27 protein-coding genes and 1 pseudogene are annotated in these 24,197 nt (G+C 68.0%); 21 read left to right on the forward strand and 7 right to left on the reverse strand.

Translation table 11 applies throughout. The annotated features are described in order from the left end of the window. The first annotated feature begins 70 nt into the window (after window positions 1-70). Window positions 71-1,759 carry a tetratricopeptide repeat protein gene (locus tag PVW48_RS08345; RefSeq protein ID WP_044028059.1) on the forward strand — a complete coding sequence of 563 codons (1,689 nt, stop codon included), beginning with the start codon at window positions 71-73 and terminating at the stop codon, window positions 1,757-1,759. Beyond that, complete coding sequence (locus PVW48_RS08350; RefSeq protein WP_274581017.1) at window positions 1,743-2,606, forward strand: 4-(cytidine 5'-diphospho)-2-C-methyl-D-erythritol kinase; 864 nt, start codon at window positions 1,743-1,745, stop codon at window positions 2,604-2,606. Before PVW48_RS08345 ends, PVW48_RS08350 begins: the two co-directional genes overlap by 17 nt. Here the strand turns inward: PVW48_RS08350 and PVW48_RS08355 are convergent. After that, the gene (locus tag PVW48_RS08355; RefSeq protein WP_274581018.1) at window positions 2,599-3,603 is read right to left on the reverse strand and encodes a polyprenyl synthetase family protein; all 1,005 of its coding nucleotides are present in this window, start codon (window positions 3,601-3,603) and stop codon (window positions 2,599-2,601) included. The genes PVW48_RS08350 and PVW48_RS08355 overlap by 8 nt on opposite strands. Before the next feature lie 55 nt (window positions 3,604-3,658). Between PVW48_RS08355 and PVW48_RS08360 the strand changes: the two genes are divergently transcribed. From PVW48_RS08360 to PVW48_RS08370, 3 genes are all read left to right on the forward strand, one after another. Then, entirely contained in the window at window positions 3,659-3,886 is a 228-nt protein-coding gene (locus PVW48_RS08360; RefSeq protein WP_012179732.1) for a putative signal transducing protein, read from the forward strand. Further along, entirely contained in the window at window positions 3,886-4,656 is a 771-nt protein-coding gene (locus PVW48_RS08365) for a tRNA1(Val) (adenine(37)-N6)-methyltransferase (RefSeq protein ID WP_274581242.1), read from the forward strand. Before PVW48_RS08360 ends, PVW48_RS08365 begins: the two co-directional genes overlap by 1 nt. Window positions 4,657-4,751: 95 nt before the next feature. Further along, window positions 4,752-4,919 (forward strand): YdcH family protein, encoded by a 168-nt coding sequence (locus PVW48_RS08370; RefSeq protein WP_012179730.1) that lies wholly within the window; start codon window positions 4,752-4,754, stop codon window positions 4,917-4,919. A 59-nt stretch (window positions 4,920-4,978) separates the two neighbouring features. On the opposite strand, the gene gcvA is transcribed toward PVW48_RS08370, so the two are convergent. Next, a complete protein-coding gene (gcvA, locus tag PVW48_RS08375; protein WP_274581019.1) occupies window positions 4,979-5,926 on the reverse strand; it encodes a transcriptional regulator GcvA in 948 nt (315 codons plus the stop codon). Window positions 5,927-6,033: 107 nt separating this feature from the next. Here gcvA and PVW48_RS08380 point away from each other — a divergent pair, with 107 nt between their 5' ends. Next, on the forward strand, window positions 6,034-6,174 hold the full coding sequence (locus PVW48_RS08380; protein ID WP_274581020.1) for a hypothetical protein: 141 nt from the start codon (window positions 6,034-6,036) through the stop codon (window positions 6,172-6,174). Between the two features lie 54 nt (window positions 6,175-6,228). Here the strand turns inward: PVW48_RS08380 and phbB are convergent, their stop codons facing one another. From phbB to PVW48_RS08395, 3 genes are all read right to left on the reverse strand, one after another. Beyond that, window positions 6,229-6,951, reverse strand: a complete 723-nt coding sequence (phbB, locus tag PVW48_RS08385) for an acetoacetyl-CoA reductase (protein WP_012179728.1) — start codon at window positions 6,949-6,951, stop codon at window positions 6,229-6,231. Window positions 6,952-7,051: 100 nt separating this feature from the next. After that, window positions 7,052-8,227 (reverse strand): acetyl-CoA C-acetyltransferase, encoded by a 1,176-nt coding sequence (locus PVW48_RS08390; protein ID WP_012179727.1) that lies wholly within the window; start codon window positions 8,225-8,227, stop codon window positions 7,052-7,054. A gap of 319 nt (window positions 8,228-8,546) precedes the next feature. After that, entirely contained in the window at window positions 8,547-9,392 is an 846-nt protein-coding gene (locus PVW48_RS08395; protein ID WP_274581021.1) for an EAL domain-containing protein, read from the reverse strand. 111 nt (window positions 9,393-9,503) lie between these two features. Here PVW48_RS08395 and PVW48_RS08400 point away from each other — a divergent pair, with 111 nt between their 5' ends. Beyond that, window positions 9,504-10,073 carry a DNA-3-methyladenine glycosylase I gene (locus PVW48_RS08400; RefSeq protein ID WP_274581022.1) on the forward strand — a complete coding sequence of 190 codons (570 nt, stop codon included), beginning with the start codon at window positions 9,504-9,506 and terminating at the stop codon, window positions 10,071-10,073. Here PVW48_RS08400 and PVW48_RS08405 read toward each other — a convergent pair. Next, window positions 10,070-10,645, reverse strand: coding sequence for a TlpA disulfide reductase family protein (locus PVW48_RS08405; protein ID WP_012179724.1), 576 nt, complete (start codon window positions 10,643-10,645; stop codon window positions 10,070-10,072). The genes PVW48_RS08400 and PVW48_RS08405 overlap by 4 nt on opposite strands. 34 nt (window positions 10,646-10,679) lie before the next feature. On the opposite strand from PVW48_RS08405, the gene argH reads away from it, so the two are divergent. The 6 genes from argH (at window position 10,680) to PVW48_RS08435 (ending at window position 16,784) form a co-directional block, all read left to right on the forward strand. Further along, window positions 10,680-12,071 carry an argininosuccinate lyase gene (gene argH / locus PVW48_RS08410; protein WP_274581023.1) on the forward strand — a complete coding sequence of 464 codons (1,392 nt, stop codon included), beginning with the start codon at window positions 10,680-10,682 and terminating at the stop codon, window positions 12,069-12,071. Beyond that, window positions 12,068-12,238 carry a hypothetical protein gene (locus PVW48_RS08415; RefSeq protein WP_012179722.1) on the forward strand — a complete coding sequence of 57 codons (171 nt, stop codon included), beginning with the start codon at window positions 12,068-12,070 and terminating at the stop codon, window positions 12,236-12,238. Before argH ends, PVW48_RS08415 begins: the two co-directional genes overlap by 4 nt. Beyond that, window positions 12,235-12,387, forward strand: a complete 153-nt coding sequence (locus tag PVW48_RS08420; protein ID WP_203426287.1) for a hypothetical protein — start codon at window positions 12,235-12,237, stop codon at window positions 12,385-12,387. The genes PVW48_RS08415 and PVW48_RS08420 overlap by 4 nt, the downstream gene beginning before the upstream one ends. 2 nt (window positions 12,388-12,389) lie before the next feature. Further along, entirely contained in the window at window positions 12,390-12,725 is a 336-nt protein-coding gene (locus PVW48_RS08425; protein WP_012179721.1) for a DUF2834 domain-containing protein, read from the forward strand. A gap of 78 nt (window positions 12,726-12,803) precedes the next feature. Then, window positions 12,804-14,099 carry a diaminopimelate decarboxylase gene (gene lysA, locus PVW48_RS08430; RefSeq protein WP_274581024.1) on the forward strand — a complete coding sequence of 432 codons (1,296 nt, stop codon included), beginning with the start codon at window positions 12,804-12,806 and terminating at the stop codon, window positions 14,097-14,099. Window positions 14,100-14,102: 3 nt separating this feature from the next. After that, a complete protein-coding gene (locus PVW48_RS08435) occupies window positions 14,103-16,784 on the forward strand; it encodes a DUF4175 domain-containing protein (protein ID WP_274581025.1) in 2,682 nt (893 codons plus the stop codon). A gap of 290 nt (window positions 16,785-17,074) precedes the next feature. Here PVW48_RS08435 and PVW48_RS08440 read toward each other — a convergent pair whose 3' ends face one another. Further along, window positions 17,075-17,821 carry a zinc-ribbon domain-containing protein gene (locus PVW48_RS08440; RefSeq protein ID WP_274581026.1) on the reverse strand — a complete coding sequence of 249 codons (747 nt, stop codon included), beginning with the start codon at window positions 17,819-17,821 and terminating at the stop codon, window positions 17,075-17,077. Window positions 17,822-17,985: 164 nt separating this feature from the next. Here PVW48_RS08440 and PVW48_RS08445 point away from each other — a divergent pair, with 164 nt between their 5' ends. The 8 genes and pseudogenes from PVW48_RS08445 to PVW48_RS08475 all read left to right on the forward strand — a co-directional run bounded on the left by PVW48_RS08445 (window position 17,986) and on the right by PVW48_RS08475 (window position 24,139). Beyond that, window positions 17,986-18,657 (forward strand): cell division ATP-binding protein FtsE, encoded by a 672-nt coding sequence (locus PVW48_RS08445; protein ID WP_274581027.1) that lies wholly within the window; start codon window positions 17,986-17,988, stop codon window positions 18,655-18,657. After that, complete coding sequence (locus PVW48_RS08450; RefSeq protein WP_012179716.1) at window positions 18,654-19,547, forward strand: cell division protein FtsX; 894 nt, start codon at window positions 18,654-18,656, stop codon at window positions 19,545-19,547. The genes PVW48_RS08445 and PVW48_RS08450 overlap by 4 nt, the downstream gene beginning before the upstream one ends. Then, a complete protein-coding gene (locus tag PVW48_RS08455; protein ID WP_274581028.1) occupies window positions 19,547-20,302 on the forward strand; it encodes a lysophospholipid acyltransferase family protein in 756 nt (251 codons plus the stop codon). The genes PVW48_RS08450 and PVW48_RS08455 overlap by 1 nt, the downstream gene beginning before the upstream one ends. A 245-nt stretch (window positions 20,303-20,547) precedes the next feature. Further along, complete coding sequence (locus PVW48_RS08460) at window positions 20,548-21,258, forward strand: hypothetical protein (RefSeq protein ID WP_274581029.1); 711 nt, start codon at window positions 20,548-20,550, stop codon at window positions 21,256-21,258. Between the two features lie 56 nt (window positions 21,259-21,314). Next, window positions 21,315-21,590 (forward strand): annotated as a pseudogene (locus tag PVW48_RS20125) (hypothetical protein); the annotation flags it as partial. A 13-nt stretch (window positions 21,591-21,603) separates the two neighbouring features. Next, on the forward strand, window positions 21,604-22,401 hold the full coding sequence (locus PVW48_RS08465) for a phage protease (protein WP_274581243.1): 798 nt from the start codon (window positions 21,604-21,606) through the stop codon (window positions 22,399-22,401). A 146-nt stretch (window positions 22,402-22,547) separates the two neighbouring features. Next, complete coding sequence (locus PVW48_RS08470) at window positions 22,548-22,916, forward strand: hypothetical protein (RefSeq protein ID WP_274581030.1); 369 nt, start codon at window positions 22,548-22,550, stop codon at window positions 22,914-22,916. Window positions 22,917-23,182: 266 nt separating this feature from the next. Continuing rightward, entirely contained in the window at window positions 23,183-24,139 is a 957-nt protein-coding gene (locus PVW48_RS08475) for an L-malyl-CoA/beta-methylmalyl-CoA lyase (protein ID WP_274581031.1), read from the forward strand. Window positions 24,140-24,197: the final 58 nt, after the last annotated feature.

Genomic DNA, 24,197 nt, shown 5'->3' on the forward strand with positions numbered 1-24,197 from the left:
GCGGATGGACAGTGCTGCGCCGCGCCGCTACGCTTTGGCGTATCTCCCTTCCCCATTGAAAGGCGCAGTCATGGATAGAAAGGCGAAACGCACACTCGGATGGGTTCTGGCCGCGGCCCTTGCGCTGCCCCTCGCCCCGCCGGTCCAGGCCGCGCCCGATGGGGTTGCGGGCGCCTATCTCGCGGGTCGGGCTGCGAGCCTGAACAGCGATTATCGCGATGCTGCCCGCTACTACGCCCGCGCCCTGATGCGTGACCGGGCGAACCCGGCGCTGATGGAAAGCGCCGCGATTGCCTTTCTCGCCCTGGGTGACCAGGCCAGCGCCTATCCCATCGCCCTGAAACTGGCCGAGGGGTATCCGACCAACCAGATCGCCAACCTGATCCTCGCGGCCGATGTGCTTGGCCCCGATGGCAGCCTCGACATGGATGTGCCCAGCGTCGGCCCCGTGGGCGACCTGCTGGTCGCGGGGTGGCGCGCGCTCGACCGGGGACGGCCCGCCGAGGCGCTCGCCGCCTTCGACGAGATGATCGACGACCCCCGCACCCGTGCCTTCGGGATCTACCACAAGGCCATGGCGCTCGCGCAGGTGGGCGATTTCGAAGGTGCCGATGCGCTTTTCCTCGAAGACGGCAGCATCGCCGCAAGCCTCTCGGGCCGCGCGATCATCGCCCACGCCCAGGTACTGGCCCAGCTCGACCGCGCCGACGAGGCCCGCACCCTGATCGAGACCCGGATCGGCGCGGACGACCCGCGCGGGGCCGCTATCCTCGACGCGCTCGACGCAGGCACCCTGGTCTTCGACGTGGTGCCGGACCCCGCCGCGGGCTATGCCGAGACCTTCTTCACCGTGGCGATCGCGCTGAACGGTCAGGCGGCGGATGCCTTCACACTGCTCTATGCGCGCCTCGCCCAGATCCTTGCGCCGGAACATATCGACGCGCTCCTGCTGACCGCGAGCCTGCTGGAAGACCTGGAACAGTTCGATCTGGCCAACCAGGTCTATGACAAGGTCCCCCGTGACAGCCCCGCCTTCCTGACCGCCGAGATCGGCCGCGCCAACGTGCTGCGCGAGGCGGGCAAGGCCGACGCCGCGATCGAGGTGCTGACCCAGCTGGTCGAAACCCATGGCGACGTGGCCCGGGTTCATGCGGCGCTCGCCGACACCCACCGCCGGATGGAGAATTTCGCCGAAGCCGCCGAGGCCTATGATGCCGCCATCGCCATCGCCGAAGCCCAGGGCCAGGACGACTGGGTGCTCTACTACGCCCGCGGCATCGCCCATGAACGGATCGGCGACTGGGACGAGGCGGAGGTCGACCTGCGCCGCGCGCTGGAACTCAATCCGGGCCAGCCCATGGTGCTGAATTATCTCGGCTATTCCTTCGTCGAGATGGGCGAGAACATGGACGAAGCCCTCGCCATGATCGAAGAAGCCGTCGCCGCCCGGCCCGACAATGGCTATATCACCGACAGCCTCGGCTGGGTGCTCTACCGGATGGAACGCTACGAGGAGGCCGTGCCGCTGATGGAACGCGCCGTCGCGCTCGAGCCGCTCGACCCGATCATCAACGACCACCTGGGCGACGTCTACTACGCCGTGAACCGCAAGCGTGAGGCGGAGTTCCAGTGGAAGCGCGCCCTGTCCTTCGATCCCGAGGAAGAAGACGCCGAGCGTATCCGCCGCAAACTGCAGGTCGGGCTCGATGCGGTGCTGATCGAAGAGGGGGCCGACCCCATCCATGTCGCCACCGACTGAGGGGCGCGCCCCGGGGTCGCGACCGATCGCGGGCTTTGCCCCGGCGAAGATCAACCTGACCCTGCATGTCACCGGGCAGCGTGAAGATGGCTATCACCTGCTCGACAGCCTCGTGGTCTTCGCCGATATCGGCGACCGGCTGGTGCTCGACCCCGACGCGGCCCTCGGGCTGACCGTGTCGGGCCCGCGCGCGGCGGGCGTGCCCACGGGGCCCGAAAACCTGATCCTGAAGGCCGCGGCCCATCTCGGGGCGGCGCGCGGTGCGATCCATCTGGAAAAACACCTGCCCGCGGCGGCGGGGATCGGTGGCGGGTCCTCCGATGCCGCGACCGCGCTCCGGGTCCATGCGCAGGCGATGGGCTGCGCGCTGCCCGATGATGGCGCGGCCCTGGGCGCCGACGTGCCCGTCTGCCTGCGAGGGCAGGCGACCCGCATGTCCGGCATCGGCGAAGCGCTCACCCCCGTGGCGGGCCTGCCGCCGCTGCCCGCGGTGCTGGTCAACCCTGGCGTGGACGTGCCGACCCCGGCCGTGTTCAGGGGCCTGCGTCAAAAGGAAAATCCGCCCATGCCCGCCGACCTGCCCGGCTTTGCAACGCCGACCGATTGCGCCCGATGGCTCGCCACCCAGCGCAACGACCTGGAGCCGCCCGCCCGCGCCGCGGCCCCCGTGATCGACAGCGTTCTGGCGGAGATCGCGGGCGATCCGGACTGCCTGCTGGCCCGGATGTCCGGCTCCGGCGCGACCTGTTTCGGTCTCTTCGAAACCCCTGCACAGGCGCAGGCGGCGGCGGAAACCCTCTCAACCCGGCACCCGGACTGGTGGGTCGCGCCGACCTTGCTCAGGTGACCCGCGCCACCACGTAATCGGCCAGATCGCGCAGCATGTCGGTCAACGGATGGGGCGCCACCGCCTCCAGCGCGGCCTTGGCCTGGGCGGCATAGGCCACCGCATCGGCCCGGGTCGCCGCCATCGCGCCGTGCCGGTCCAGAAGCGCGAGCGCATGCTCAAGATCCCCGTCGCGCTGGTCGCCCTTCTCGATCACCCGGCTCCAGAAGGCGCGCTCTTCCGCATCCGCCTTGGCCACCGCCTTGATCACCGGCAGGGTCAGCTTCCGCTCCCGGAAATCGTCGCCGATATTCTTGCCGGTCTTGGCACTGTCCCCGCCGTAGTCCAGCAGGTCGTCGACGATCTGGAACGCGATGCCCAACGCATCGCCATAGGTGAAGAGCGCGCGCACCTGCGCCTCGTCGGCGCCCGCGATCACGCCCCCCACCTCGGTGGCCGCCGAGAACAGCGCCGCGGTCTTGCCCCGCACCACCTTGAGGTAGATGTCCTCGTCCGTCGCCAGGTCCTGCGCCGCCGACAGTTGCAGCACCTCGCCCTCGGCAATCGTCGCGGCCGCGTTCGCCAGGATGTCCAGAACCCGCAGGGAGCCGGTCTCGACCATCAACTGGAAGGACCGCGCGAACAGGTAATCGCCCACCAGCACGCTCGACTGGTTGTCCCACAAAAGGTTCGCCGTGGGCCGCCCGCGCCGCTGGTTGCTCTCGTCCACCACGTCGTCATGGAGCAGCGTCGCGGTGTGAATGAACTCCACCGTCGCCGCGAGATGCACATGGTAAGGCCCGGTGTAGCCGCAGAGCCGCGCGGTCGCCAGCGTCAGCATCGGGCGCAGCCGCTTGCCGCCGGCCTCGACCAGATGCGCTGTCACCTCGGGGATGCGCGGCGCGTGTTCCGAGGCCATCCGCTCCCGGATCAGCACGTTCACCGCGTCCATGTCTTCGGCCAGGTGGGTCGCGAGGCGCTCATGCGGTTTGGTTGCGGCAGGGGTATCCAAGCTCATCACGGCTCCGTCAATCGGCTCGACATCCGAGCCCGGCTACTCTTATCTCGCTAACATGAGAGAGCTTCTGCGCACCAACGATCCCACGATCATCGCCTATGCCTCCGCTCTGCTGCAAGGCGAGGGTATAGACTGCTTCCAGATGGACGTCCACATGAGCGTCCTCGAAGGATCCATCGGCGTATTGCCGCGGCGCCTGATGGTGCGGCAGCGCGACATGTTCCGCGCCCGGGCGGTGATGATCGACAACGACATCCCCATCAGCGAGGACCGGTCCGCGTGATGCCCTCGGCCTGCGTTGAGACCTCGCTCGACGGGTTCCTCGGCGGACGGCTGGTGCTCGAACAACCCTTGCAGGGCTACCGCGCGGGGACCGACCCGGTGCTTCTGGCCGCCTCGGTGCCCGCGCGGGCCGGGCAAAGCTGCCTCGATCTGGGCTGCGGTGTCGGTGCGGTGGCCCTGTGCCTGATGGCGCGCACGGGGGCGGCCTGCACGGGGGTCGAGCTGCAACCGGGCTACGCCGCCCTGGCGCGCGCCAACGCGTCCCGCAACGACCTGCCCCTGGAGGTGATCGAGGGCGACGCGACCGACCTGCCGCCCGACCTGCGGCAGCGCAGCTTTGACCACGTGTTCTTCAACCCGCCCTATTTCGCCGCCGAGGCCAGTACCGCACCGGCCGATGCGGGCCGCGATCTTGCCCTGCGGGACAGGGGGGATCTGACCGACTGGCTGGCTGCGGCAGTCCGTCGCACCAGGCCCCGGGGCACGGTCACCCTGATCGCCCGGACCGACCGGCTGCCCGAGGTCATGGCGGCGGTACCCCGCGTGCTTGGCTCGCTGCGATTGCAACCTCTGGTTGCGCGCGCGGGCCGTCCGGCCAAGCGCTTTGTTTTGCAGGGCATCAAGGAGGGCCGCGCCCCCTTCACCCTGCGTGCGCCGCTGGTGCTCCATGACGGATCGCGGCACCTGCGCGATGGCGAGGACGGCTCGGACATCGCCCGGCACCTACTGCGCGAGGGTGGCGCGCTGTCGCTCTCCGACCCGGCCTGCTGACAGTTCGATACAAAATCGCGCACCTGTTTCTCGTGACACGACTCGGCATCTGTGCTGCACTTCGCATACTGTCCACGTCAACAAGGAGGACGCCCATGACCGTGAGTTCGCATCTCGAGGAACTCCGCCGGAAACACCAATCGCTTTCCGCTCGTGTGGATGACGCGCAACGCAGCGCCGCAACAGACAGTCTGACGATTGCCTCGCTCAAGAAGCAGAAGCTACGTCTCAAGGAAGAGATCGAGCGTCTGCAAGCGAACTGACCCTTCCCCCTTAGCCTGCGGTTCGGTCCAGCACCGGGCCGCAGTTTCCCGGCCGACCCTCAGGTGCCCACATCGCCCGCGTCGATGAAGCTCATCTGCCGGTCATGGGCCGCAAACTCCCCCACATTATCGAACAGCCAGGACAGGAACGCCTGAACCTGGGGCTTTTGCTCCGCGCCCGCCGGGCAGAGCACCCGGTAATGGGCCCTGGTGGTCAGGGCCGTGGGAAACGGGATCACCAGCCGCCCGTCCTGCAGCGCCTTGGTTGTCAATGATATCCGGCCCAGGATCGCTCCGCCCCCGGTCTCGGCCGCATCGATCGCATGGTCGGCCTGGCTGAATTGCGGCGTCAACTCCGGCGGATCGGCAACGCCCATGGCACGGAACCACGCGGCCCAGTCGCAGGGCGGGCGCACGAAATCCAGGTTGCCGTCATCCAGAAGCCGCAGCTTCAGCAAGTCCGCAGGAACGCGCAGCCGCTCCGCCAGATGCGGCGCCACCATCGGTGCCAACCACTCGCGCACCAACACCCGGCTGTAGACTCCCGCGTCGTCACCGCCCATCCCGAATCGGATCGCGAGATCCACGTCGTCCCGGTCGAAATCCACCAGTCGCAGGCTGGCGGAAAACCGCAGCTCGATATCCGGGTGCTTCTGGGCGAAATCGAACAGCCGCGGCGCCAGCCACTTCGCCGTGAACGCAGGTCCCGCCGTCACTGTCAGCGTCCTTGCGTCCAGGCTCCGCCGCGTCGCCATCCAGGCCCGCCGCAGCGCATCGAACCCGTCCGCGGCCCCGGGGGCCAGCGCCTTGCCCGCCTCGGTCAACTCCACCGCCCGGTTCAGCCGCCGAAAGAGCGGCGCGCCCAGATGCTCCTCCAGCCCCTTGATCTGAAAACTCAGGGCGGCAGGCGTGACGTTCAACTCCGCCGCCGCCTTGGCGAAACTCATATGCCGCGCGGCGGCGTCGAAGGCGCGCAGGGCGGTCAGCGGGGGGAGGCGATCATGCATTCCACATAAGTATACCTTAACCGAGGCCGGGAAAAGTCTCGTTTGTCACCACCAATGCAGGCGCTCATATTCAGGACAGTTCAGAAATTCATACAAGGACATGCCCGATGACCCATGCCACCGCTACCCTGACGACCCAAGCCGCCATCGCCCGTGGGCGCCAGGCCCGCTCCGCCGCTTTCGCCCGTCTTTTGGCGTGGGCCAACCCGTTTCATGCCGCTCGTCCCGCCATGGAGGTTACGGCATGAAAATGGGCCGGTCCCGCGCGCGGGGACCGGCCCAACCCTAACGCGCAAACGCGCTCAGACGAAGAACTGCGCCCCGTTTGCCGAGATCGTCGAGCCCGAGATGAAGCCCGCGTCATCGGAGGCCAGGAACGCCACGCAGCGCGCGATCTCCTCGGGCTCGCCCAGACGGCCCACCGGGATGCCCGCAATGATCGACTCGCGCACCTTCTCGGGGATCGCCATGACCATTTCCGTGGCGATATAGCCCGGGCAGACCGCATTGGCGGTGATCCCGGCGCGCGCGCCTTCCTGGGCCAGGGACTTCACGATGCCCAGATCGCCCGCCTTGGTCGCGGCATAGTTCACCTGGGCGAACTGGCCCTTCTGGCCGTTGATCGACGAGATCACGATGATCCGGCCGAACTTGCGCTCGCGCATGCCGGGCCAGACCGGGTGGATCGTGTTGAACACGCCGGTCAGGTTGGTGTCGATGACCTCGTGCCACTGCTCGGGAGTCATCTTGTGGAACGGCGCGTCGCGGGTGATGCCCGCATTGGCGACGACAACCTCGATCGGGCCGAGATCGGCTTCGACCTGGGCGATGCCGGCCTTGCTCGACTCGTAGTCGGCCACGTTCCACTTGTAGGTCTTGATCCCCGTGGCTTCGGTGAAGGCCGCGGCCTTCTCGTCATTGCCCGCATAGGTGGCGGCCACGGTATAACCGTCCGCCTTCAGTTTCTTGGAAATCGCTTCGCCAATGCCACGCGAGCCACCGGTCACTAGTGCAACACGTCCCATGATATGTCCTCCTCGAGGTCAGTTTTTTGTCCGGCCGGGACGGGTGCGTTCAGGATCCCGCCGGAAGGGGGGGTGGCCCGTCGGGCCACCCGGGATCAGGTCAGGGGCGCTCGACGCAGAGCGCCACGCCCATGCCGCCGCCGATGCACAGCGTGGCAAGGCCCTTCTTGGCATCCCGCCGCTGCATTTCGAACAGCAGGGTGTTGAGAACCCGCGCGCCGGAGGCGCCGATCGGGTGACCGATGGCGATGGCGCCGCCGTTCACGTTCACGATCGCCGGATCCCAGCCCATGTCCTTGTTCACGGCACAGGCCTGCGCGGCGAAGGCTTCGTTGGCTTCCACCAGGTCCAGGTCGTCGACCTTCCACCCGGCCTTCTCCAGCGCCTTGCGCGAGGCATAGATCGGCCCGACGCCCATGATCGACGGGTCGAGCCCGGCGGTGGCATAGGACGCGATGCGCGCCATCGGGGTGATCCCGCGCTTCTCGGCATTCTCCGCCGACATCAGCAGCACGCCGGCCGCGCCGTCGTTCAGCCCCGACGCATTGGCCGCCGTGACCGAGCCGTCCTTGGTGAAGGCCGGGCGCAGTTTCTGCATGGCCTCCATGGTCGCGCCGTGGCGGATGTACTCGTCCTTGTCCACGACGATGTCGCCCTTGCGGGTCTTGATGGTGAAGGCCACCACCTCGTCATCGAACTTGCCGGCCTTCTGGGCGGCCTCGGCCTTGTTCTGGCTGGCGACGGCGAACTCGTCCTGCATCTCGCGGCTGATCTGCCACTTCTCGGCGACGTTTTCGGCGGTCTGGCCCATGTGGTAGCCGTTGAACGCGTCCCAGAGGCCGTCGCGAATCATCGAGTCGATGAACTTCATGTCGCCCATCTTCTGGCCCGCGCGCAGGTTGGCCACGTGGGGGCTGAGCGTCATGTTTTCCTGGCCGCCGGCGCAGACAATCTCCGCATCGCCGAGCTGGATGTGCTGGGCGCCCAAGGCGACGGCGCGCAGGCCCGAGCCGCACACCTGGTTGAGACCCCAGGCCGCGCTTTCCTGCGGCAGGCCTGCGTTGATATGCGCCTGGCGCGCCGGGTTCTGGCCCTGGCCGCCGGTCAACACCTGGCCGAGGATGGTCTCGGAGACTTCTCCCTTCTCGATCCCGGCGCGCGCCACCAGCGCTTCGAGCACGGCGGAGCCCAGGTCATGGGCAGGCGTGTTGGCAAAGGATCCGCCGAAGCTGCCGACGGCAGTACGCGCGGCGGATGCGATTACGACATTTGTCATCTGTAAAGGTCCCTCTTTGGTCTTCCAGGCGCCCGGTTTCGGCCGGCTGCTTGCGGTGCATGACGGAGCGTCCACACTGCTCTAGTGGAGGAACGTGCCTGCGGGCACCTGACATCGTGTCTCACTGGCGCGGAACGGTCCCGCGGCGCGCGATGGGGGATCCGCGCGTCGTGGGCCGAGAAGCGGCTTGCTTACAAGGGGTTGGCTGTCGCGGCGGGCCGCGTTTGCCCGCATTGCGCGGGGTGCGGTGCCCATGCGGTCCGTGCAAGCCCGCCTTGCAGCGGGCTGTGCCGGGTCTGTGTGCTGCCCGTTTTCAGGCTCAGGCGCGCAGGCGCTGGGGCTGGTCCAGCCAGGCGGGTTTGGTGCTGGGCGCGGCGAAAAGATAACCTTGCATGCAGTCGATCCCGGCCGCGGTCAGGAAGGCCGCGTCGGCAGCGTTCTCCACCGATTCCGCGACCGTGAACATGTCGAAATGTCCGGCCACGGAGATCAGCGCCTGGGTCAGGACCTGGTTGTCCGCACTCAGGGAGATGTTGCGGATGAACTTGCCGTCGATCTTGAGGATGTCGAAGAAGAAGTCCCGCAGATAGGCAAAGGACGTGTGCCCGGCCCCGAAATCATCCAGCGCGAAGGTGATGCCCTTGCGCTGCAGATCGCGCATGAACACGGTCACGATCTCGGGGATGGTCATCGCGGACTGCTCGGTGATCTCCAGGATCAGCCGCTCGGCGATGGTCGGGTCCTTGGCGAGGCCCCGTTCCAGGGTCTCGGTCCATTCCGGATACCCGATGGAGCGCGCGGACATGTTGATCCCCAGCCGCAAGGTCGGCACAAGGCGCAGCGCCTCCAACCCCCGCTCCAGCGCGAGGCAGTCGATCTGTCGGCCAAGCTCCATTTCCTCGACCACGGTGATGAAGTCCTTTGCGGGAATGAGCCGCCCACTGTCATCATGGATGCGGATCAACCCCTCCTGGTAGGCGACCTTGTTCTGCCGTCCGGCCTGCATGATCGGCTGGAAGGCCAGAAGGGCGTTCTTGTGGTTGACGGCCTGTTTCACTAGGGCGATGACGGACTTGTCCCGCTGGGCCACCGCTTCGGCAAGGGGCGTGTTCTGGGGGTTGCGATTCCGGGGTCCGGGGCGTTTCGGCGGTTGCTTCGGCGGCATGGGCAGCTCCAATCGTTACGGGGCGATCCTTGCGCATGAGTCCTTAATTCGCCATGAATCTTCCCGGTTTGTTCCAAATTCAGTTCAAATGCCGCAGATCGGGAGGACAGGATGGCGGAGCGTTGTGGATGGTGCGGGCAGGACCCGCTCTATGTGGCCTATCACGACACCGAATGGGGCGTGCCCGACCGCGACCCCCGGGCCCTGTGGGAGAAACTGGTGCTCGACGGGTTCCAGGCGGGCCTGAGCTGGATCACGATCCTGCGCAAGCGCGAGGCGTTCCGCGCCGCCTTCGCCGGGTTCGACCCCGAGGTGATCGCGGGCTGGGGCCCGGCGGAGGTGGAGCGCCTGCTGCAAGACCCCGGCATCGTCCGGCACCGGGGCAAGATCGAGGCGACGATCACCAATGCCCAAGCCTATCTCGGGATCGAAGCCGCGCAGGGCTTCTCGCCCTACCTGTGGGGCTTCGTCGGCGACGCGCCGCTGCAGAACCGCTGGCAAAGCCTTGCGGAGGTGCCCGCCCAGACCGATATCTCCCGCGCGCTGTCGCGCGACCTGAAGGCGCGCGGCTTCAAGTTCTGCGGGCCGACCATCGTCTATGCCTTCATGCAGGCGACGGGCATGGTCAACGACCACCTGGTCACCTGCCCCTCCCACGCCCGCGTGGCGCGCCTCGCCTAGCTGTCCGCGCCGATCAGGGCCGTGACGATCGCCTTGGCCGAGGGCGTGTCCCACTCCGCCTCCCCGGTCATGCGGGCGATCTCCCGCCCGTCGCGATCGAGAATCACCGTGGTCGGCAGGCCCGGCACCTCCATCTCGCGGGCGATGCCCTGCTTGATGTCGCGGTACTGGGGGAGCGTCTGCAAGGCCGTGTCCTCGAAGAATTTCGCGATCCCCGTGGGGGAGTTCCGCCCCGTGGCCAGGGTCACCACCGCGAAATCGTCCCCGCCCAAGGCCTGGTTCAGCCGGTCGAGCCCCGGCATCTCCTTGCGGCAGGGCGCGCACCAGGTCGCCCAGAAGTTCAGCACCACGACCTTGCCGTCATAGGCCGCAAGGCTCGATTCGCTGCCATCGGCGCGCATGAAGGCCAGATCCGACCGCGCCCGGGGCGCCTCGTGAAAGCGCAGCTTTTCCATCTGGCCCTCGCGCAGCGCCTCCAGCGCCGCGATATCGAGCGCCGGCGCTCCTGCGGTCTCGGCGTTTGCACCAAGGGCAACGGCCATATATAGCACGGCGGACGCGATCCAGCGCATGTCTCATCCTTCCTACGTTTCACGGGGCCGTACCATGTCCGACACCAAATCCAACGCCATGTGGGGCGGCCGCTTCGCCGCCGGGCCGGACGCGATCATGGAGGCGATCAATGCCTCGATCGGGTTCGACCGGCGCCTGGCGCGGCAGGATATCGATGGCTCCCGCGCCCATGCGGCCATGCTCGCACAGCAAGGCATCCTTTCCAGTAAAGACGCCGAGGCGATCCGGGAAGGCCTGCTCACGGTCTTGTCAGAGATCGAAACAGGGCAGTTCGCCTTCTCAGCGGCGCTGGAGGACATCCACATGAACGTGGAAGCCCGCCTGAAAGAGCTGATCGGCGAACCCGCGGGCCGTCTGCACACGGGCCGGTCGCGCAACGACCAGGTGGCGACGGATTTCAAGCTCTGGGTGCGCGACCAGCTCGACGCGGCGGATGCAGGGCTCCTCGCGCTCTTGCGCGCGCTCCTCGCCCAGGCAGAGGCCGGGGCCGACTGGGTCATGCCGGGCTTCACCCACCTGCAGACCGCGCAGCCGGTGACCTGGGGCCACCACATGATGGCCTATGTCGAGATGTTCGCCCGCGACCGCGGCCGGATGCAGGACGCCCGCGCCCGGATGAACGAATGCCCCCTCGGCGCCGCGGCGCTGGCGGGCACGTCCTTTCCGCTGGACCGCGACGCGACCGCGCAGACGCTGGGCTTCGACCGCCCGGCGGCCAATTCGCTCGACGCGGTGTCGGACCGGGACTTCGCGCTGGAATTCCTCGCCGCCGCCAGCATTTGCGCGATGCATCTCAGCCGCATGGCCGAGGAGCTGGTGATCTGGTCCTCGGCGCAATTCCGCTTCGTCACTCTGTCGGACCGGTTCTCCACCGGCTCGTCGATCATGCCGCAGAAGAAGAACCCGGATGCCGCCGAGCTGATCCGCGCCAAGATCGGCCGGATTGTCGGGGCCAATGTGGCGCTGCTGACGGTGATGAAGGGGCTGCCGCTGGCCTATTCCAAGGACATGCAGGAGGACAAGGAACAGGTCTTCGATGCCGCCGACACGCTGATGCTGGCGCTGGCGGCCATGGAAGGCATGGTCCGCGACATGACCGCGAACCGCGCCAGCCTCGAGGATGCAGCGGCCAGCGGCTTCTCCACCGCGACGGATCTCGCCGACTGGCTGGTGCGGGAGTTGAACTTGCCTTTCCGCGATGCACATCATGTCACGGGCACGTTGGTGGCCATGGCCGAGGCGAAGGGCTGCGACCTGCCGGACCTGAGCCTGGCGGAGATGCAATCGGTCCATGGCGCGATCCGGGCCGATGTGTTCGAGGTGCTGGGGGTCCATAACTCGGTCGCCAGCCGGACAAGCTACGGCGGCACGGCCCCGAGCCAAGTGCGCGCGCAGGTTGCGCGCTGGAAGGAGAGACTGGGATGAGTTTGACCAAAGCCTGCCTGGCCGCAGCCCTCTGCCTCGCGCTCGCGGGCTGCAACGTGACGAACCCCCGGGTCGGCGCCGGTGTGAGCATCGGCACCGATGGCGTGAACGTCTCTCCCTATGCCGGGGTCAGCCTCGGCCGCGCCCGCGTGGGGATCGGGCTGTGATCCGCGCCTTGGCCTTGTGCCTCGTCGCGGCCCTTGCCGCCTGCGGCGTCGACGGCCCGCCCACGGCACCCGACCCGGCGCCTGAGCGGACCACGGGCGTGACCGTGTCCGGCAGCGCCCAGGCTGGCGTGATCTACCGGGAGCAATGACCATGACCCCGCTTCGCTGGCTTTACCTCGCCCTCGCCATCTGGGGCGCGATCCACCCGATGTATTATTTCATCTCCTACATGCAGGCGACGGGCACCGGCCTCTCGGGTCTGATCGACGCGTGGTATGTGAACGACTCGACCACCGGGCTGACCTGGGACCTGACCATCGCGGCGATCGCGCTCACGGTGTTCGTGGTGTCGGAAACCGTGATGCGGCGGAACTGGATCGGCCTGATCGCGGTGCCCGCGACCTTCTGCATCGGTGTGTCCTGCGGGCTGCCGCTCTATCTGTTCCTGCGCGCGGGACCGATCCGCGGGGCCAAGGATCTTGAGTAAGATCCTTGGCAAAATCCTTTCTCAAGGATTTTGCGCCCGGCCCCACCCCTCTGCCTGAGACCACCAAGGACCCGCCCGATGGACCATTTCACCTATATCAAAGGCCAGCTCCATGCGGAGGATGTCCCGGTCTCCGCCATCGCCGACGCGGTGGGCACGCCGTTCTACGTGTATTCCACCGCGACCCTGACCCGGCATTTCAAGCTCTTCGACGAGGCGCTCTCCTGGGGCCCGCACCTTGTGTGCTTTGCGATGAAGTCGAACTCCAACCAGGCGATCCTCAAGCTGCTTGCCGATCTCGGCGCGGGCATGGACGTGGTCTCGGGCGGCGAATACGCCCGCGCGCGGGCCGCCGGCGTGCCCGGCGACCGGATCGTGTTCTCCGGCGTCGGCAAGACCGCCGACGAGATGCGCACGGCCCTGACCGGCGGCATCCGCCAGTTCAACGTGGAATCCGAACCCGAGATGCAGCGGCTTTCCGCCGTCGCCCAGGGCCTCGGGATGCAGGCCCCGATCACCATCCGCGTCAACCCGGATGTGGACGCCAAGACCCACGAGAAGATCGCCACCGGCAAGTCCGAGAACAAGTTCGGCATCCCGATCTCCCGCGCCCGCGAAGTCTATGCCCAGGCCGCCCGCCTGCCGGGGATCAAGGTCATCGGCATCGACGTCCATATCGGCAGCCAGCTGACCGAGCTCGAACCGTTCGAGCTGGCCTATGCCAAGGTGGCCGAGCTGACCCGGCAATTGCGCGCCGACGGGCACGAGATCACCCGCCTCGACCTCGGCGGCGGCCTCGGCATCCCCTATGCCCGCACCAACGAGGCCCCGCCCCTGCCCACCGACTACGGCGCGCTGATCCAGCGCACGGTGGGCGATCTGGGCTGCGAGATCGAGATCGAGCCGGGCCGCCTGATCTCCGGCAATGCGGGACTGTTGGTATCCGAGGTGATCTACGTCAAGCAGGGCGAGGACCGGCAATTCCTGATCCTCGACGCGGCAATGAACGACCTGATCCGCCCGTCGATGTACGGCGCCTACCACGACATCGTCCCGGTCCGCGAGGCCGCCCCGGGCACGCCCACGACCCCCTACGACATCGTCGGCCCCGTCTGCGAGAGCGGCGATACCTTCGCCAAGAGCCGTGAAATGGTGCCCCTCACCGAGGGCGATCTGGTGGCCTTCCGCTCCGCCGGGGCCTACGGCGCCGTCATGGCGTCGGAATACAATACCCGCCCCCTGATCCCGGAAGTTCTGGTCCACGGGGATCAATTCGCTGTCATCCGTCAGCGGCCCAGCTTTGACGAAATCATAAATCGCGATACCATTCCTGCATGGCTGGTGGATACTCCCGTCCCCGCCGAGCAGGAATGACCCATGCCAGACCCCAACGCGGCACCGCGTGACGAGGATTTTGCAACCGACAAGGACAGCGCCCTCCGGCACCTGACCTGGCCGCGCCGCCTGACCCAGATCGGCATGACGGCAGAGCGGTTCGCGCGCGCCTTCTGGCCGCTCTGGTGCGTGCTGGCGCTCGGCCTCGTGGTGGTGATCTTCGGCGCGGGGCTGAGCGCGCCGCTCGAGGCGATCTGGATCGCGACCGTCCTCTTCCTGCTCGCCGCCGGGGGCGCGCTCTGGCACGGGCTGCGACAGTTCCGCCTGCCCAGCCGGGCCGAGGCGGAGGCCCGCCTCGACCAGACCGTCCCGGGCCGCCCGATCGAGACCCTGCGCGACCTGCAGGCCATCGGGGCGACCGACGCGGGCTCCCGCGCGGTCTGGGACGCGCACCTGCGCCGCATCGCCGAACGCGCCCGCGGCGCCAAGGCGGTCCTGCCCAACCTGCGCCTGGCCGACCGCGATCCCTATGCCCTGCGCTACGTGGGCGCGACCGGGCTCGCGGTGGCGCTACTCTTCGGCGGGCTGGGGCAGGTGCGCGACCTCGACCGCGCCTTGACCCCCGGCGGGCAGGCGCTCGCCACCGGCCCGGCCTGGGAAGGCTGGATCGAACCGCCCGCCTATACCGGCAAGCCGAGCCTCTATCTCAACGACCTCACCGGCGCCGCCCTGGCGGTCCCCGAGGGCAGCCGCATTACCCTGCGCCTCTACAGCAACGAGGGCGCGCTGTCGGTGCGCGAGGATGTGTCCGACGCCCCCGCCGCACCCTCCAACGATCTCGCCCAGGAGGTGATCGTCGCCCGTGACGGCACGCTCGCCATCGAAGGCGAGGGCGGGCGCAGCTGGGATCTGACCGTGCTGCCGGACGAGCCTCCCACCATCGCCGTGGACGGCTCGGTCACCCGCACCGCCATGGGCGAGATGGAGCTGCCCTTCGCGGCCCAGGACGATTACGCCGTGGTCGGTGGCACCGCCCGGATCACTCTCGACCTGCCCAACGTGCCCCGCACCCACGGGCTCACCGCCGCGCCCGAGCCGCGCGAGACCATCGAGGTCAACATCCCGCTCTCGATCTCCGGCGACCGCTCGGATTTCACCGAGGTGCTGGTCGACAACTTCTCCGAACACCCTTGGGCAAACCTGCCCGTGACACTCACCTTCACCGCCCAGGACGACCTGCGCCAGGAAGGCGTGGCCGAACCTTTCGAAATGCTCCTGCCCGGTCGCCGCTTCTTCGACCCCATGGCGCAGGCCATCATCGAACAGCGCCGCGATCTGCTGTGGACCCGCGACAATGCCGAACGCGTCAGCCAGCTTCTGCGCGCCGTCAGCCACCGCCCCGAGGGGTTCATCACCAACGACACCGCCTACCTGATGCTGCGCACCGCGCTCTCCCGCCTTATCGTCGGGCTGGAGACCGAGGTCACGCCGGTCCTGCAGGAAGAGGTGGCCGAGGCCCTCTGGAATGCCGCCCTGCAATTCGAAGAAGGCGATCTCGCCAACGCCGCCGAACGCCTCCGCCGCGCGCAGGAGCGTCTGTCGGAGGCCATGGAAAACGGCGCCACGGACGAAGAGATCGCCGAGCTGATGCAGGAATTGCGCGAGGCGATGCAGAACATGATGCGCGAGATGGCCGAGCAGTTTCAGCGCGACCAGGAAAACGGCCAGCAGCAGGCCCAGACGCCCCAGGACATGCAGGAAATCACCGGTGATCAGCTGCAGGACATGCTCGACCGGCTCCAGCAACTGATGGCAGAGGGCCGCATGGACGAGGCGCAGGCGCTGCTCGACCAGATGATGCAGATGATGCAGAACATGCAGATGGCCCAGCAGGGCCAGCAAGGCCAGCAGGGCGAGGGCCAGCAGGCCATGGAAGGCCTGCAGGAAACCCTGCGCCAGCAGCAGGATCTGGCGGACGAAGCCTTCAACGACATGCAGAACCAGCAGGGCCAGCAAGGTCAGCAGCAGGGACAACAACAGGGCCAGCAGCAAGGACAGCAGCAGGGCCAGCAGCCGGGCCAGCAACCCGGCCAGCAGCAGGGCCAGGGCCAGCAAGGCCAGCAATTCGGCCAGGGTCAGCAGCCGGGCCAGGGACAAGGTCAGCAGCAGCCGGGTCAGACCCCGGGCCAGGGCCAGGCCCAGAACGGGCAGGGCATGCCAGACGCCGAGAGCCTCGCCCGCCGCCAGGGCCAGCTGGGCGACATCCTCGACGAGCAGGCCCAGAACCTGCCCGGGGCCGGCACCGAGCTGGGCGATGCCGCGCGCGACGCGCTCGACCGCGCCGGGCGCAGCATGGACGACGCCGCCGACGCGCTGGAACGGGGCGACCTGGCCGAAGCGCTCGACAACCAGTCCGACGCCATGGATGCCATCCGCGAAGGCATGGAAAACCTCGGGGAGCAAATGGCCCAGCAGCAGCAACAGCAGCAGCCGGGTGGCCAGCAGGGCCAGGCCGCCAACGAGGGCCCGGGCCAGCAACGCGACCCGCTCGGCCGCGACAATGGCAACCAGGGACGGCTCGGGACCGACGAGAACCTGCTCCAGGGCGAGGACCGCTACCGCCGCGCGCAGGAGCTTCTGGACGAAATCCGCCGCCGCTCCGGCGAGCAGGAGCGCCCGGATGCCGAGCTCGACTACCTCAAACGCCTGCTCGACCGCTTCTGACCCGCGCGCCGGGCCCGCAGGCCCGGGGGGTGTATCCGGGGCAGGCGGCCCGGTCCGCGGCCCCGGAACGCCCCCTCCCGCCCCGCGCGCGCCTTGAACCGGGGGGCAGGCCCCGCCGCCCACGCTCGGCGCAGGGCATCGCCCATGTTGCCCAAGGCTCGCCGCCGGGAAAGCCCACGGATCCGCAGCCGCCCCGCATCGCCTCGCCCTGCGCCACGGCAGCGCGCGCCCTCTTCATCTTTGCAGAAATACGTCGGGGGCTCGGGGGCAGCGCCCCCGAACAGACCGCTTTACCCCTCGGACCCGGTCAGCATTCCTTCGATCGCCGCACCGGCATCCATCAGCTTGCCATTGAGCCACAGCCGCCCCGCGTTCATCTGGCCGACATAGGCCTCCAGGTACGGCGTCGTGGCGGGCAGGCGCGCACTGATTCCGGGCGCATTGGCATAGACCAGCACCGCAAACAGCGCCACCAGCAGCACGCTCGCGAATCCCAGCCGGAAGCCGCGCCCACTGCGCTTCTGCGCTTCGACTTCCGCCTCGGTCAGCCGGTTGGCGGCGGCGGCCTTGGTCAGGGTCTTGGCTCGCAGGCTGGAGTTGATCTCCTCGATATCCGGCAACAGGTCGCGCCGGGGCACCTCGGACCGCTTGGCCTCGGCGAACCGCGCTGGCGCCGGGGCCGTGCTGTCTTCCGCCGCCTCGGGCGTCTCCGCCGGGGCAGGCGGGTCGTCCAGGGCAAGTTCTTGCTGAGTTTCCACCAGATCGGCGGTTTCGCGCCGCCGCTGCTGCGCCTCGCGCTCCGCCTCGGCCTTCAGGACATCCGCGATCGCCGGATCGAGCTCCCGCTGGGCCGCCCGCGGGGTTTCCGGCTCCGGGCGCGGCGCCATCCGCGCCTCCGCTTCGGCCGTCCGGCCCGCATCGGGCAGCTGGAACCACCCGTGCCCGCAGCTGGAACACTGCACATCCCGGCCCCGTGCCGGTATGGCACTGTCCGCCACCTCGTATTGTGCCCGACAATTGGGACAGGTCAGCCGCATTCTCTGCCCACCGTCTCGATCCTGACCGCTCGTTTCTGTCCGGCGCGTCCCCTGGTATGGCCGCATCCGAACCCCTCGGCCACCATGATCGACCCCACCGCACGCAATTGCAACTGCCAAGAGACATGCGCTACAGACAGGCAGCACGAGGGAGACCCCCACCCATGATCACACTGGACAACGTGGCGTTCCGCTACGGCGACCGCCCGCTTTTCGGCGGCGTGGCTCTCGATGTCCAACCGGGGGATTTCTACTTCCTCACCGGCCCCTCCGGCGCGGGCAAGACCACCCTGGTGCGCCTGTGCTACCTCGACCTCGCCCCCGAGGACGGCACCGTCACCTGCTTCGGCAAACCCGGCACCACCCTCGCCCGGGACGAGATCGCCGACATGCGCCAGCGGATCGGCGTCGTCCACCAGGACTGCCGCTTCCTCGACCACCTGAGCGTCGCCGACAACATCGCCCTGCCGCTCTCGGTGGCGGGCCGCGCGGTGTCGGAGGGCGACCTGGCCGAACTGCTCAAATGGGTGGGCCTGTCGGGCCGCGCCGACGCCCGGCCGCCCGAACTGTCGGGCGGCGAACGTCAGCGCGCCGCGCTCGCCCGCGCGGTGATGATGGACCCGGACGTGATCCTCGCGGACGAGCCCACGGGCAATATCGACTGGGAGATGTCCCAGCGCCTGCTCACCCTGCTGGTGGAGCTCAACCGCATGGGCAAGGCGATCCTGCTGGCCACCCACGACATGGCCCTGATCCGGCAGGCCAAGACCATGACCACCGCCCGCGTCCTGCGCCTTGCGGGCGGGACTTTGCAACAGGCGGGGACCGACCTGTGACGACACACGCCGACGCGCCCAAGATCGACCTCTCCGCCGATGACGTGGTCCCGCCCACGGGCTTCACCGCGTCGCTCACCGTGTTCACCGCCGCCGCCATGGCGTTTCTCGCGGTCTTCGCCCTCGCGCTCGCGGTCTCGGCGGGCCAACTGGCCGACCGCTGGTCCGAGGCGCTCTCGCGCACCGCCACCATCCGCATCGCCGCCCCCCCGGGCCAGGTGGAGGCGCAGACCCGCGCCGTGCTCGACGTGCTGCAAACCACCCCCGGCGTGGCCGAGGCCCGCGTGCTGGACCGGGCCGAGCAACAGGCCCTGCTGGAGCCCTGGCTCGGCCCCGACCTGCCGCTCGACACCCTGCCGATCCCGCGGCTGATCGAAGTGACCGAAACCGCCCAGGGCTACAGCCCCGAGAACCTGCGCCTGCGGCTCGCGGCCGAAGCCCCCGCCGCCGTGCTCGACGATCATACCCGCTGGCGCCGCCCGCTGGTGGACGCCGCCGACCGGCTGCGCGCCCTGGGCCTCGTCTCGGCGCTGCTGATCGGCGGGGCGATGGCCGCGATGATCACCCTGGCGGCCAACGCGGCCCTCGCGGCGAATGGCCAGGTCATCACCGTCCTGCGCCTGGTGGGCGCGCGCGACATCTTCATCGCCCGCGCCTTCATGCGCCGCTTCACCCTGCGCGCCCTGATCGGGGCCGCGGCGGGCAGCCTGCTGGCGACCCTCGCCCTGCTGCTGGTGCCGTCCTCGGGGCCGCAGGACAGCTTCCTGTCGGATCTCGGCTTCTCGGGTGCTGCCTGGGGCCTGCCGGTCCTCGTGCCGCTGCTGGCCGCCGCCACCGCCTATCTCGCCACGCGCCTCGCCGCGCTGCGCATGCTCAGAAAGCTCGCCTGATGCAACTGATCCGCTCGCTCCTGTTCAACATCCAGATGTATGTGGCGATGTTCCTGCTGTTCTGCTGGTTCACCCCGGTGGCGATCTTCCACCGCCCGGCGGCCTATGCCGCGATCCGCACCTATTGCCGCTACGTGCGCTGGTCGGCCGCCTGGATGATCGGCCTGAAATCTGAGATCCGGGGCACGGTGCCCCAGGGCGAGCTGATCATCGCCGCCAAACACCAGAGCTTCTTCGACATCATCCTGATCTGCTCGGTCATTCCCGCCCCCCGCTTCATCGCCAAGAAAGAGCTGCGCCGCACCCCGATGCTCGGCTGGTACGCACGGCGCGTGGGCTGCGTCTTCGTCGACCGGGGCAAGCGCGGCAAGGCGATCCAGGACATGGTGGCGGGCGTCACCGACCCCGAGGCGCCCAAGGGCCAGCTGGTGATCTACCCGCAAGGCACGCGCGTGGCCGCCGGGGCGGACAAGCCCTACAAAACCGGCGTCGGCGCGCTCTACACCCGCCTGGGTCAGACCTGCGTGCCCGCGGCCACCAATGTGGGCGTGTTCTGGCCCCGCTCGGCGGTGCTGCGCAAGCCGGGGCTGGCGGTGGTCGAATTCCTTGACCCGCTCGGCCCGGACCTGTCCATCGAGGCGTTCATGGCCGAGATCGAAACCCGGATCGAGACCGCCTCCGACGCGCTCATGGCCGAGGCCGGGTTCGACGCCCCTGCCGCTCGCGCGGCTGGCCGCACGGCGTCGGCGGAGTAACCGCAGGCCCCGCACCCCAACGTCCCGCCCCGACCCCGCGCCGCTGCCCCGACCCCGCGCCTCGCACCGTCTCAAGTCTCGAAATATCCCGGGGGAGGCGCCGCATGGCGCCGGGGGCAGTGACGGCTTTCACAGGGTTTGAACCCCCTGAAAAATCGGGTGTAATGATTTCAAGGGGTTATGAGAGGGCGATTTCAGCCGGGTTTGCGCGCGAACTCGAAAAAAATGTTCAATGATTTCAATGCATGGTCTGCGAAGTCGTGCGCGAAAATGGACTTGGTGAAATACCTTTCCATCGCACCTCAGCTAAGTCGTGGTTTCAAGGTAATGGAATTGCGACCATCACCGACAGGTCTGATGGTCGAAACCCGGAGTTCGTCCGGCTCTACGACCTTCCCGCGCCAGAGCGTCTTGCCTATCTGACGCGCGAGCTGGAGCATTTGCACCTTTCCCCTGGCAGCTATGACGCGGCGGCGCATGAGGCGTTCCTTGCGGCGTCGCCGTCGCGGCGGGACCGGGCGGAGCGGCGGGCGGCGGTGGCGCGGGTTCTGGTAGCGCTCGGACTGGACGTGAACTGGTCGGACCGGCTGCGGATCGTGCATGAGAAGTTCGGCGTAAAAGGGCTCTCAAAGCCTCGTTTGAAGGCCATTTTACGGGCCGTCGAAGGGGTCGATCCGATCAACTTCGCGCCTGCGCTGCTGGACGACTACAAAGGCACGACTGCACGCCAGCCGTTCGATCCGGCCTGGCGCACTTTCATGACGCTGATCCGCGATGCAGGGCCTGATTGGCCTCTCAAGTCTGCCATGCGGGACGTGCGCGATATCGGAGCAATGCAGGGCTGGCATGTGCCGTCCTACCCGACCTTCTATCGGCGCTGCCTGAGCCCAACTCGCGCAACATGCCGCGCGTGGGTGACGAGATCGCCGAGGCGCTGGGGCCAGAGAGCTTCGTGATGATCGACGAGGCGCAATACCTTGTACAGGAAAACCCGCGCGGGCCGGACAACTGGATGGTGCTGGAATGGTTGCGTGCCTTGTCCGAGAAGGGCGGCTTCGGCGTGGCGTTCATCGGGGACCGGCGGCTTCTGGACGGGCTCAAGGGCGCGGACCAGCTCCAGCGCCGCACCCATCCCCGCGTGGTCATTCACCACGCCAGCGAAGCGGACGTGGACGCGTTCTGCCGGGCCGCTGGGCTGACCGACCCGGCAATCGTCAAGGTACTCGCCAAGGTCGCGAAACGCTATGGCGGCTTGGGGGATGTGGCCGAGGTGCTGACCACGGCGCGGGACATGGCCGGGGCTGGTCGCGCTCTTTCACCAGGGCGGGATCGACCTGCCCATCGACTACGAACACCAGGGCGACGACCCGGCCCGGCAGAAGAACGGCCCCGTGCCCGCCGCCGGTTGGATCAAGAGGCTCGAAGTGCGCCCCGATGGCATCTGGGGCGATGTGAGCTGGACCGCGAAGGCGCGCGAGATGTTGGAGGCGCGCGAGTACCGCTTCCTGAGCCCGGTCCTGATGCACACCAAGACGGGCGGCAGGATCACGCGGCTCAAGGGCGCGAGCCTGGTGCACCGCCCCAATCTCGACCTGACTGCCCTTGCCAGCGAAGGAGACGACATGACCGACCCCGAAGACACCTCCGCCCTGGCTGCGATTGCCGAGGCATTGGAGCTGGAACCCGTCGCCGACGCGGATGCGATCATGGCGGCAATTGCCGAGCTGCGCAGCAAGGCCGAAACGGCGGAACCGGATCCGGCGAAGTATGTCCCCATCGCCGCCCTGAAGGAGCTGATGCAGGACCGGGGGGCCACCAAGGCGACCCTCTCCGAGCACCTGGTCGAAGCGCGCGTCACCGAGGCTCTGCATGCGGGCTATATCACGCCCGCCATGCGGAGCTGGGCTACGGCGCTATGTGCGCAGGACCCCGACAGCTTCGAGGACTTCATTGCATCTACGACCCCGGCCTATGGCCATCTCTTCAAGCGGGCAGCAATCCCCGGTCTGGCAGCCGACGCGTCGGCCCCGCCTGAGACGGTCGTCCAGTCCCTCTGCGACCAGCTCGGTCTGAAGCCCTCGGACTTCGAAGTCCGCTGACGAGACACCCGCCGAACACATGTCCGGCGGGCCGAAACCTGCGGGGAGCGCACGCAATCTCCGCTTCGCGAGGGTCGGAAGGCGGCGCGAGCCGTCTGAGCGAAGTTCCCGCGCTGCCCGCAGGTGCCTCAAGACCAGGAGAAACCATGGCCAATACCAAAGACGCGCTTCTCGCAATCGCCCTTGCCGACCTACAGGCCGCCCAGGCGAAAACCGATGCCGCGCAGATCGCTCAAAAACGCGCCTTAAACAGCCTTTCAAAGGTGCTTCACTCGCACGAGTTGGACGCAGCCACACCGCGCGGCAACGCACATCTTGCGAACCATCGAACCGGCGTGCCTGCGAAGATAGACAGCGACCCGGAACTGGAAGCCTTCCTTATGGACCGCATCCACAACACAGGCTTTGTCCAACTTGCCGCAGAGGTGGCCGAGCACTTTCCCCCCGAGCGCCGCGTCGGAAAGAGCGCAATCAACGACTGGTGGAACCGAAAACTGCGCCCTGATCTGACCTGACAACCGCCCCCTCCCATCCAAGAACTTCCGGGTTCTTGGGGTTTCTTCCGGGTTCAAACCCAGTGAACAGGGGGGTACAATCCAGATGAAAGCATACACGGGGGCAGCGCCCCCGGGAGCCCCACGCCAGCCTACCTGTCCCCGCGCCGGTGGTACGCGCCGCACCTGCAATGCTGCGCCCGCAAAATTACGCTTGCGAGCCATGGCGCAATATTCTATCCCGCAGCGAACCCTACGCGAAATATAAGTGCAACAGGAACGCCCCAATGTCCTTCCGCCTCCAGCCCCCGGCCCCCGCCCGTCCCAACCGTTGCCAGCTCTTCGGCCCCGGCTCCCGCCCCGCGATCTTCGAGAAGATGGCCGCAAGTGCTGCCGACGTCATCAACCTCGACCTTGAGGATTCCGTCGCCCCCGATGACAAGGCGCAGGCGCGCAAGAACGTCATCCAGGCGATCGGCGATATCGACTGGGGCACCAAGACCCTCTCCGTCCGCATCAACAGCCTCGATACCCCGTTCTGGTACCGCGATGTGGTCGACCTGATGGAACAGGCGGGCGAACGCCTTGACCAGATCATGATCCCCAAGGTGGGCTGCGCCGAGGACATCTATGCCGTCGACGCGCTGGTGACCGCCGCCGAGGCCGCCGCGGGCCGCACCAGGAAGATCAGCTTCGAGGTCATCATCGAAAGTGCCGCCGGCATCGCCCATGTCGAGGATATCGCCGCCGCCTCGCCGCGCCTCCAGGCCATGAGCCTCGGCGCGGCGGACTTCGCCGCCTCCATGGGGATGCAGACCACGGGCATCGGCGGGACGCAGGAGAATTACTACATGCTCCACGAAGGCGCGAAGCACTGGTCCGACCCCTGGCATTGGGCGCAGGCCGCCATCGTCGCCGCCTGCCGCACCCACGGCGTGCTGCCGGTGGACGGCCCCTTCGGTGACTTCTCCGATGACGAGGGCTTCCGCGCCCAGGCCCGCCGGTCGGCCACGCTGGGCATGGTCGGCAAATGGGCGATCCACCCCAAGCAGGTCGCCATCGCCAACGAGGTCTTCACCCCCTCCGCCGAGGCCGTGGCCGAGGCCCGCGAGATCCTCGCGGCCATGGAGCAGGCCAAGGCCAATGGCGAAGGGGCAACGGTCTACAAGGGTCGGCTGGTGGACATCGCCTCGATCAAGCAGGCAGAGGTGATCGTCGCGCAGTCCGAACTGATCGGCGGCTGAGCCGGGTTTCAGGCCCGGTCGGCGTCTTGTCGGGCGACATGCCCGACAGATGCCCGAC

The sequence above is a fragment of the Dinoroseobacter sp. PD6 genome (assembly GCF_028807315.1).
Classification (GTDB): domain Bacteria; phylum Pseudomonadota; class Alphaproteobacteria; order Rhodobacterales; family Rhodobacteraceae; genus Dinoroseobacter; species Dinoroseobacter shibae.